The 8352-nt window shown below is 45.3% G+C and carries 14 protein-coding genes and 1 pseudogene; 12 read left to right on the top strand and 3 right to left on the bottom strand.

Annotated features, from left to right (window positions below):
- Positions 1-624 (bottom strand): annotated as a pseudogene (locus H0Z19_RS10960) (hypothetical protein); the annotation flags it as partial.
- Between H0Z19_RS10960 and H0Z19_RS10955 the strand changes: the two are divergent.
- From H0Z19_RS10955 to H0Z19_RS10910, 10 genes are all read left to right on the top strand, one after another.
- On the top strand, positions 623-1429 hold the full coding sequence (locus H0Z19_RS10955; RefSeq protein WP_290726574.1) for a PIN domain-containing protein: 807 nt from the start codon (positions 623-625) through the stop codon (positions 1427-1429). The pseudogene H0Z19_RS10960 and the gene H0Z19_RS10955 sit on opposite strands and share 2 nt — an antisense overlap.
- Positions 1430-1535: 106 nt before the next feature.
- Positions 1536-1829 carry a hypothetical protein gene (locus H0Z19_RS10950; protein ID WP_290726572.1) on the top strand — a complete coding sequence of 98 codons (294 nt, stop codon included), beginning with the start codon at positions 1536-1538 and terminating at the stop codon, positions 1827-1829.
- Positions 1745-2062 (top strand): hypothetical protein, encoded by a 318-nt coding sequence (locus tag H0Z19_RS10945; RefSeq protein WP_290726570.1) that lies wholly within the window; start codon positions 1745-1747, stop codon positions 2060-2062. Before H0Z19_RS10950 ends, H0Z19_RS10945 begins: the two co-directional genes overlap by 85 nt.
- Positions 2037-2714: an HAD-IA family hydrolase gene (locus tag H0Z19_RS10940; RefSeq protein WP_290726569.1), complete on the top strand. Its 678-nt coding sequence runs from the start codon at positions 2037-2039 to the stop codon at positions 2712-2714. The genes H0Z19_RS10945 and H0Z19_RS10940 overlap by 26 nt, the downstream gene beginning before the upstream one ends.
- A gap of 55 nt (positions 2715-2769) precedes the next feature.
- Entirely contained in the window at positions 2770-3111 is a 342-nt protein-coding gene (locus H0Z19_RS10935; RefSeq protein WP_290726567.1) for a hypothetical protein, read from the top strand.
- Positions 3111-3389 carry a hypothetical protein gene (locus H0Z19_RS10930; RefSeq protein WP_290726565.1) on the top strand — a complete coding sequence of 93 codons (279 nt, stop codon included), beginning with the start codon at positions 3111-3113 and terminating at the stop codon, positions 3387-3389. Before H0Z19_RS10935 ends, H0Z19_RS10930 begins: the two co-directional genes overlap by 1 nt.
- Position 3390: 1 nt before the next feature.
- On the top strand, positions 3391-3696 hold the full coding sequence (locus H0Z19_RS10925; RefSeq protein WP_290726563.1) for an SWIM zinc finger family protein: 306 nt from the start codon (positions 3391-3393) through the stop codon (positions 3694-3696).
- A 24-nt stretch (positions 3697-3720) separates the two neighbouring features.
- Positions 3721-4155, top strand: coding sequence for a PIN domain-containing protein (locus tag H0Z19_RS10920; protein WP_290726562.1), 435 nt, complete (start codon positions 3721-3723; stop codon positions 4153-4155).
- Positions 4145-4330 carry a hypothetical protein gene (locus H0Z19_RS10915; protein ID WP_290726561.1) on the top strand — a complete coding sequence of 62 codons (186 nt, stop codon included), beginning with the start codon at positions 4145-4147 and terminating at the stop codon, positions 4328-4330. Before H0Z19_RS10920 ends, H0Z19_RS10915 begins: the two co-directional genes overlap by 11 nt.
- 345 nt (positions 4331-4675) lie before the next feature.
- Complete coding sequence (locus H0Z19_RS10910) at positions 4676-5536, top strand: hypothetical protein (RefSeq protein ID WP_290726560.1); 861 nt, start codon at positions 4676-4678, stop codon at positions 5534-5536.
- Between the two features lie 2 nt (positions 5537-5538).
- Here H0Z19_RS10910 and H0Z19_RS10905 read toward each other — a convergent pair whose 3' ends face one another.
- The gene (locus tag H0Z19_RS10905) at positions 5539-6066 is read right to left on the bottom strand and encodes a hypothetical protein (protein WP_290726558.1); all 528 of its coding nucleotides are present in this window, start codon (positions 6064-6066) and stop codon (positions 5539-5541) included.
- 82 nt (positions 6067-6148) lie between these two features.
- The gene (locus H0Z19_RS10900) at positions 6149-6910 is read right to left on the bottom strand and encodes a DUF6293 family protein (RefSeq protein ID WP_290726556.1); all 762 of its coding nucleotides are present in this window, start codon (positions 6908-6910) and stop codon (positions 6149-6151) included.
- A gap of 101 nt (positions 6911-7011) precedes the next feature.
- Between H0Z19_RS10900 and H0Z19_RS10895 the strand changes: the two genes are divergently transcribed.
- Positions 7012-7590 (top strand): hypothetical protein, encoded by a 579-nt coding sequence (locus H0Z19_RS10895; protein WP_290726554.1) that lies wholly within the window; start codon positions 7012-7014, stop codon positions 7588-7590.
- A gap of 4 nt (positions 7591-7594) precedes the next feature.
- On the top strand, positions 7595-8305 hold the full coding sequence (locus H0Z19_RS10890; protein WP_290726552.1) for an N-glycosylase/DNA lyase: 711 nt from the start codon (positions 7595-7597) through the stop codon (positions 8303-8305).
- Positions 8306-8352 lie beyond the last annotated feature (47 nt).

The raw sequence follows: 8352 nt of genomic DNA, 5'->3' as shown, positions 1-8352 counted from the left end.
ATTCTCGCACTTCCTGTTGGTTATTACGTTGATAAAAGGGGTTTTAGAAAGGCTGCCCTGCTTGGGAGTGCATTTTTTGCGGTCTTCGGCGTTCTCAGAGTCTTTGTCGCTACATTTCTTTTGCTCCTCGTCTTCCAAACCTTGGCTGCCGTGGGGCAGCCTTTCAAGGACACTCCTGTAAAAATAATCGTGGAAATAGTCTTCACTCTCTCTAAGTATCAGCATGTTATCAGGTGTCAATTCGGCAACCGAGTGGGAGACAGCCTGGATGGCATATTGCATCAGGAAAACTTGTATGTGGGGAGGGCCGCTATGGCTGGATATCGCCGTTTGCGCGCATAGACATATAAAATCTTCCTGCTCCACACCCCCAATGAATTCTGCAAGCTGCCTGAGTCTTTCCCCTGCATTAACGTTATAAAAGTGGGTGGGTATGAACTCCGCATCGCATTGCAATGCAACGCGGGCAAATTGAGGGGCCGTTGAGAGCAGGCTTAGATTGCTGGTTTCCGAGTTCGCGTTATAAAGCATCCTTAGTAGCTCCTCCCTCTCTTCAGGTGAGAGGTCCAAGTTTACTATCTCTCTGCCCCTACCCCTACCTGTGGGAATGAAGTTGTAGTGCATGAACCAGTCTACACCGAGCTTTCTGCAATGTCTTCTTGCAGCCGGAGTAATTCAGTATGCGAATCAGGAAGCGTTTGACGAGCACCTGAAAGCCTACAGAATGCTCAGCAAACCCCTCTTCCTCTCCCCCGACACGAACGTTCTCTACCACCGCTTCCTCACCAACTCCTCCACCATTGATCTCCGAGAGGTCCTGCTAGTGGACACCGTGAGGGAAGAAATCGAAGCCTCCCTGAACTTCAAGTACACTCCTGCACAGATAAGCGAGATCAAGAGGGGTGCCAGATACCAGCAGTTCCTTCTGGATGAGCTCGTAAACAGGAGGATGAAGAAGTCTAGGCTTGCCTGCATAGCCCTTGCAGAATACAGGGAGCTGAGAAGGTACGCTGTTGAGATTGAGGGTGTGGAGCGATCAACAAACGACAAGGAGCAGACTGACCTGATAATAGCCAAAACCCTCAGGAGGTTCGAGAAAGAGAGGGCTGCTCTGCCGGTGATGCTGACAGCCGACAGGCAGATGGCCGATTTGTGTGAGGCTGAAGGAATAGAGCACTTCCACTTCACTTTACCTCATGCCGTCCAGGCAGACTTCTGCTCCAGTAGATCGATGCGGAGGATGATCTACAACCTTGCAATGGTTTTTGGCGTTATAAGGCTGAACAGCGTTGTGGTATTCGGAGAGTTTAAGGGGAAGAAAAGGATAGACCAGCTAAAGCTAAGATTTCTCGATGAGGAACTCTGGAAGGGGTTTGAGAAGCACCTCCGCATGTGCAGGAGGCTGATGAACCTTGGAATCAGGCAGTGAAGTGTATAAGTTCTCGGCCAGGAAACTTCAGCGAATCCGCAAAAGGGCAAGAGAAATCAGCTCTTTCGATGTGAAGGAAGGATGGCAGAAGTCCCCCGTAAGCCCGATGGAGATTGTAAAACTCTTCAGCAAGTTGAGGGTTAAAGAGGGGTTTGAATTAGTAGCCTACGTTTTCAGAAGCGACATGGGAGGAAACGGAGTTGTATGGGCAGTTCCCGAAGGCTGCTTTCCTGATGTTGAGGAATGTGAAAAACTGGATGATGCGCTGGGAGCACCCAAACCCGCTGCGCCATCTCACCGTTCAGCGTTGTTGAGATGGACCACTCTCCGGAATCCTACATCCAGAATTCAATTTTTGTCAGGGAGATTCTGGAGTTCGGGGCATACTGGCACGGCCTGAGCTGGAGTCTGCACGAAATAATAGACAGCAAACCCCATGATCTGGAGTGGCATGAGGACGTTGAAGATTTAAGTCCGAAGGTCGTGATGGGCGAGAAAGTTAAAGTTGAGTTCTTCACGCTGAGCGAGTTCCTTGGAAGGGCTGTTTACAGGCATGAGGATGTCTATGAAGGAGAGATGTTTGAAAGCGATGTAAGTGTGGTGGCGAGTGGAGAGGGAGGATATGTGCTCTAAAATAAAGGCAGTAATCTTTGACTTAGACAACACCTTAGTGGATTTTGTAGATGCGAAGATAAAAGCCTGTGAGGCTGTAGTGGAAGGGCTGGGCTGCGGAGATGCGAATGAACTGCTGCAATACTTCCTCAGATGGAAGCACGGTTTTGAAAGCCACGAGAACATAGCTGACTACCTCAAGGATAAGAGAATTTACAGCGAAGAGCTCTACAGAGAGTGCTGCAAGATTTATGATAGAGTGAAGCTGGAAAGCATAACACTCTATCCAAGCATCAAAGAGGTTCTCGAAAACCTGAAACAAAAAGGGGTTAAGCTGGCAGTCGTAACGGATGCGGAGAACGGCCATGCGATTTCAAGGTTGAAGAAAGTTAGTCTAGAGAAATACTTCGACGTTGTTATTTCTGCTGACATGACCGGAAAGAGGAAGCCTGAGCCCGATTCACTGCTTCTGGCCCTCAAGAAGCTAGGGGTTAAAGCTGAAGAAGCTGTCATCGTTGGGGACAGCTTGAGGAGAGACATCGAAGCAGGAAGAAGGCTTAGAATGCTTACAATTTATGCAGCATACGGAGACAGGAACTTCTTTGAAAGCAGAGAGGGAGAGGCTGATTTTGTGGCAAAAAGGCCTGAGGAGATCTTAGAAATTCTGTTGTAGTTCCGATTATGCACACCTCCGCAAGCCTCCCACACGAACTTGCGGAGGTGGTGAGATGAGGAAAGGTGTTTGGTTTGAGATTTTGCTGGACAGATGCGGTCTTGACAAAGCGGTTGTCGAGAGGGTTGTTGCAGAAAGGCTTGGCAATGGGCAGGTTTACACACCTGCCACCGGTCCAGTCCCTCTGAGCTTCCATGCGGTTACGAGCGAAAACGGCAGTTCAGCAATTCTGCTCTGCTTCACCAGTGAGAATGCGGAGCTGGCAGTCAGAGCAATCAAGGAACTTCAGAGCTCTCTGCAGGAAGAGATTCAGGAGCTTTCAAGGCTGAAGGCAAGGCTGCAGTTCCTGAAGTCAGACAGGGAGGTTTTCGCCAGAAACGGCATAGAGGTGATCTGATGATCGAAGACCTCTACCACATTTTTGAGGAGACCAAGAAGAAGGTAAAGGACAGAGGTGTAAAGCTAATCGATGATGCAATTGCCATCAGAAGAATCCAGAGCATCTCGACAGATGGGTGGAAAACAGAGTATTTCTCTTTGCTTCTGTCGGAGAACCCCATCGTTTGCCTCTACACAGACGGCAGAATCTACGTCTGCTTCTGCGGTGAAGACCTCCTTCTCGATTTAAAAGATGAGGCGGTGAGAGAAATCCACTCAATTCTTGAGGGGTGGTAAGTTGTCGGAATTCAGAAGGGCTGACACTGTGTACGTCAAGAAGTTCACCAGAAAATACAGGATGCTCGTGATCAGAGCTGAAAACGCCTACAGCGTGCTCAGTCTGAACTCCTCTTCTGGCAGTGCAAGGCAGTACACAGTGAAGTGGGATGGGGAGAGGTGGACGTGCACCTGCCCTGATTATGCTAAAAATGGCAAAGACCCTGCCTACACCTGCAAGCACATTGAAGCAGTCTTTCTCACAGCAGCGAAGATGAACGAGACTGCTGAGGTGGAGGTTAATGGGAGAACAAGAGGCAAGTCTTAATATCCCACCTTTTTTATTGGTACTGTGAAACTCTATCTCGACACATGCGTTTGGTGCCGACCCTTTGACTTCCCAGACGAAAGAATTCTGATCGAATCCGATGCGTTTGTAGAAGTCCTGAGAAGAGCTGATAGGGGAGATTTCAAAATTATCGGTTCAGCAGCTTTACTGGCTGAGATCGAGTTCATATCCTCTCAGGAAAAAAGAGGGGCTGTTGAGGCGTTGATACGGAAAGCATGCTCAAAAATTCTGAGAATTGACGAGGAAACAGCAGAGCTCGCTGAGAGAATAATGGCGGAATGCAGGGTAAACGCAATGGATGCTGTTCACATAGCAATCGCAGCCAAAAATGCCGACGTCTTTGTTACAGTGGATGATGAACTCCTGAAAAAGTCTGGATGTCTGAAAAAGTTTATAGGTGTTAAAAACGTAGTAGATGTGATAGGGTATGAAGAGTGAAGAGGTAATGGTGAAAGCCCTCAAAATCCTGGAGAGGGAGTTGAGCAGTGAAGAGTTTCTCATCTATCTGCAAACGATAACAGAGAGGACTGGGGACTCTGTTAAGGAGTTGAGGGACAAAACTGGCAATCTTAGCCTCGATGAAGTTCTGAAGCTTGTTAAGGAAAAGGCTTGACTCTTCACTTTGAGCTTTTATAGATTCTCAATGCTACTTTGGCTTCCCGAACAGAGTCTGGCTGTTAACATTTACCAGAAGATGAAACCAGTTTCCTGTAATTTCCTCAAGCCTTTTAACGTCTTTTCTATTCGCTAAATTTTGCATTGTGAGCCCTGAATTCAACTCCAGATTAACTCGCTGTTTTCAGATCTCTCAGGTCATTTTCAGATTGACCAGCATAAACTGGATTGAGACTGTACCAATGAAGCTTTTGCACTCCTAGATTTTTCTGCTGGCAAAATCATTCTCAGCCCGCCAGACCCCCAGTGAAGCGGGCTCTGAGCTCGCTGAGGAGGTGTTGTGATGCTTGGTGAGGTATCAACCAAAAAAGAAAGGATAAGGGAAGCGATGGAGACCGTTTTGAAAGCATTCGAAAGCAACCCTGAGAAAGTTGCCCTTGCCATTTTCCGGGGAAATGAAAAGCCATCAGACAGCTGGAGCTTCTTCAACCGTCTGATAATGCTGATGAACGAGACGAAGGATGCAAGAGGCTTCAGGCAATGGCAGAAGGTTGGGAGAAAAGTTAAGAAGGGAGCCAAGGCGTTCTACATCCTTGCCCCAGTCAGAAAGAAGGTTCCGGTTAAGGTGAGAAGGGTTGAGAAGGCTGTTGTAGAGGGGGAAGAAGTTACGATGGAGATTGAGGAGACGGTGATGGTTGAGAAACTTGTCAGCTTCAAGCCCATACCAGTTTTCCGCTACGAGGATACAGAGGGAGAGCCTTTGCCAGAAGAGAACTTCAGCGTTGAAATCCCATGCGAGTTCAAAGGCATAATTGAAGAACTTAACCTGAAGGTCGAGACTACAGCCTTCAGGAAGTACTACGGCACATACAACCTCAAAACGAAGGTCATAAAGCTCGCATCTCCAGAACTCATCGTCTTCCTGCACGAACTGTGTCATGCGGTTGATGACCACTTACACGGCATACAGGGAGGCCAGATTCCGCTGCAGGAGGTTGTGGCAGAGTTCAGTGCTGCTGTCATAGCTTACCTGCTTGGATATCGAATACCGCTGGGAAATGTTAAGGAATACATCGAGGGTTATGGCTTTGTTAACCTCTTCAAGGCCTTTGCGAGGGTTGAGAGGGTGGTTGGGTTTGTTGTTGAGAGAACCTCCAGAGAAAACATACACACAAGCCTGCTTCAGACGACCCCGAAGGTTTGAAGCTATTCCATTGCTTCCTTTATGCAGTCAATAAGTTCATTTTTTATTCTTCCATTTGCAAATTCTGAGACATCTCCATAGAAAATCCTGTAGTTGTCGATACAGCTGTCTTTCAATGGTATAACACTCTGGATGGACTTTTCAAGGTTTCTGAACTGCTCAAGCTTGGATGTCCTGTCATGCTTTAGTTTTGAGGAATCAAGTATCTGCAAAAACAAAACAGAATCATCCATCTCAACTACACCGTATCTCTCGTGGATGAAGTACTTGGATAAGGCAGAAACAAGGAATTTACCACAAATCTGAACGGGCTTGATATCGGATTCTTCAATCTCGATAATTACCTTCACCTTTCCATCTTTTAGTATGATTATGTCAACGTCAGCATATTTTGTTCCTCTTGATTTTAGATCGCTGCAGAATAAAGATACAAGCTGATCTCCACCACATGCTGGATCTTTTACGACTTCAAGCTCAGGGAAAGCATCGCTTATTATACTCCCGATATTTTTGTGCAGGTTGTGTTCCATACTTCCATTATGGCCTGTGGTATTTAATTTTACAGAATCATCTTAACAAACGCTCCGCTCACTCTTTAAATCCAAATTACAGCTAACCCAGCAGTGCAAAGAACTCGCCGAGTTCAGTCAGCCTGATAATTACGTTTCTTCCAACCTTTTCCTTTTCAATAAGCCCTCTTGCTTCAAGCTTGCTTACAACTCTCCTGTTGACTTTGTTCAGCAACCCCTGTTCTTTCCGTCTGCCCTCTCCTGAAAAAGAATAGATGTGTGGAAACTGCTTTTCGAGCTTCTCTGCCAGCTTACTTAGTTTCATGCCACGTTCCCTATGGAGATATAGAAGAGCATATTTCTCCTCCTCACTGATTTTAACAAACTCTAAGTTAGGAATTTCGAATATAATCGGTTTTTCGCAAACACTTCTGCCATAAATCCTCTCTTCCTCTTCATCACTCGCATATCTCTCAGCAAAGACGTAAAACATTCTAACTCCGTGATACCATCCAGTAAGAGCTGATGCAACCGAAACAAGCCTTCCGTGGGATGAGAGGTTGAGATAAACCTCGCTTCCAGCGCTCTTCTCTTCCACAACAAGCCTGGATATTGCTCCTACAGCCATTCTGAAGTCAAAAAGGTCTGCATAATGAACTTCCACTCCCAGACCGAGATTTTCCAGATCAGCTTTCACAACCTCTTCAAAATACCTCTGTTTCTCATACAGCTTGTACTTTTCCGCAAACTCTCCGCCTATCGTTATGATATGTGCTCTAACACCACCAAGAACTCTTACTGGTTCAACAGCAACGCTTCTCTCAAATCCGAGCGGGATGATGTGGACTTTTTCGATTGTTTTCATTGTTATTGATGTTATCGAAAACAAGTTTAAATAATTTTTTGTTAAGGTACAATATGAAGTCTGGGAATAGCAAATTCAATTGGAGAAGAAAGATTGAGAGTATGAAAAAGACTTTTGAAAGATTTAGAGAGGAAGTTTACAACTATACTTACGAGAAAGACATAAGAACAAGCTGCTATGGAGCCCTCGTTGAGCAACTTGATTACTTTATGGCAATAATTCCAACAATTCTTAAATCAGAAAACGGAAAACGCTGGGGTGGAAAGGCTGCAAAGCAGATTTACATCACAATGATTTCCACGATTGAATACACTATGAAAAAAATCGTAGAAAAATACCCAAGTTCTCCACTCCACCGCAAAGTCTTGGAATGCCAGAAAAATAATGGTTTTTCACTCAGAAAGCTTGTGTACCTCTCTGCTGATTTAGGATTATTAAACAGAACATTGAAAAGAGACTTTGAGAACATCATAGAGATAAGAAATCTACTGGTTCATAACAATGCCATCAGTGATAGCACTGGGTTAAAGACGATAGGTGATGTCAGCATTGAAATGAAAAAGGGAGAGAAAATTTCAATCAAGCTTCCAGAGCTTCTAGAGATCATTTTGACAGCAGTAGAGGTCTTTCACAGGTGGAACATTGAACTGGCAAAGAATTATGGGGTTGCTAAAAGGTGATAACATGACCTTGGCAAGGGTAGTAAGCGTGTTAGCTCAAATACCCATAGAAGTATGGGATAAGATAACTGAGAAGGAGCCAGAATGGCGAAACATGAAGGGTTACCTTGAAAAATACGGATTTGGTAGATTTGCTGTTCTGATGCTTGCTGCCGGTTTAAACGACTTCCAGCTCAAGGGGAAGGCAGAAGTTGCTTACTGGCCAAAGCTCAGAGAAACCCTCGAGAGACATGGGATTCAAGACTCTCCTAAGGACTTAGAGTCTATTCTATCTGAATTCTATAGGGATGAGAGGTTGCCAGAATTGAAGCTCACAAGACTAAACCGTTTTCTGTCAAGTAAGCTTGCAAGAAAGCTATGGAGTGCAAAACCTGATGAGGTGATAAGAGATTTTCTGAAAATCTGGTACGAGCTCGCCAATACAATGAGGCAGAGTAGGGATGCCAAAACAATTACCTTTGCAATGAAGTGTCTCGGAATAACGCTTCTAATGTCAGGTAAGACAGACTTCAGCTTCGAGAGAATTCCAATTCCAGTGGATTACAGAGTAAGAACCTTCACCGAAAGATTAGGATTAGGCGTAAAGGATGACAATGACGTCAGAGAATTCTGGAATAAAGTTTTGGAAGAGTTAAGAAAGGAAGTTCCTATCAATATGATTCACCTTGACTCTCTAATCTGGCAAATCGGAACTTTAAGTAAATATGAGATTTAGGGTGCTTACACAATCCTCAATCCAATCTCTTCTTTAACTTGTTCAAT

Source organism: Archaeoglobus sp. (assembly GCF_017656475.1).
Classification (GTDB): domain Archaea; phylum Halobacteriota; class Archaeoglobi; order Archaeoglobales; family Archaeoglobaceae; genus Archaeoglobus.
The sequence above is the reverse complement of the archived record's forward strand: the minus strand, read 5'-3'. Positions and strand labels throughout refer to the sequence as shown.

Bases quoted from the DNA above. Each gene is read 5' to 3' on its own strand.
- H0Z19_RS10955 (WP_290726574.1), top strand. From the start codon at position 623: ATGAACCAGTCTACACCGAGCTTTCTGCAATGTCTTCTTGCAGCCGGA.
- H0Z19_RS10950 (WP_290726572.1), top strand. From the start codon at position 1,536: ATGGAGATTGTAAAACTCTTCAGCAAGTTGAGGGTTAAAGAGGGGTTT.
- H0Z19_RS10945 (WP_290726570.1), top strand. From the start codon at position 1,745: ATGGACCACTCTCCGGAATCCTACATCCAGAATTCAATTTTTGTCAGG.
- H0Z19_RS10935 (WP_290726567.1), top strand. From the start codon at position 2,770: ATGAGGAAAGGTGTTTGGTTTGAGATTTTGCTGGACAGATGCGGTCTT.
- H0Z19_RS10930 (WP_290726565.1), top strand. From the start codon at position 3,111: ATGATCGAAGACCTCTACCACATTTTTGAGGAGACCAAGAAGAAGGTA.
- H0Z19_RS10915 (WP_290726561.1), top strand. From the start codon at position 4,145: ATGAAGAGTGAAGAGGTAATGGTGAAAGCCCTCAAAATCCTGGAGAGG.
- H0Z19_RS10910 (WP_290726560.1), top strand. From the start codon at position 4,676: ATGCTTGGTGAGGTATCAACCAAAAAAGAAAGGATAAGGGAAGCGATG.
- H0Z19_RS10905 (WP_290726558.1), bottom strand. From the start codon at position 6,066: ATGGAACACAACCTGCACAAAAATATCGGGAGTATAATAAGCGATGCT.
- H0Z19_RS10900 (WP_290726556.1), bottom strand. From the start codon at position 6,910: ATGAAAACAATCGAAAAAGTCCACATCATCCCGCTCGGATTTGAGAGA.
- H0Z19_RS10895 (WP_290726554.1), top strand. From the start codon at position 7,012: ATGAAAAAGACTTTTGAAAGATTTAGAGAGGAAGTTTACAACTATACT.
- H0Z19_RS10890 (WP_290726552.1), top strand. From the start codon at position 7,595: ATGACCTTGGCAAGGGTAGTAAGCGTGTTAGCTCAAATACCCATAGAA.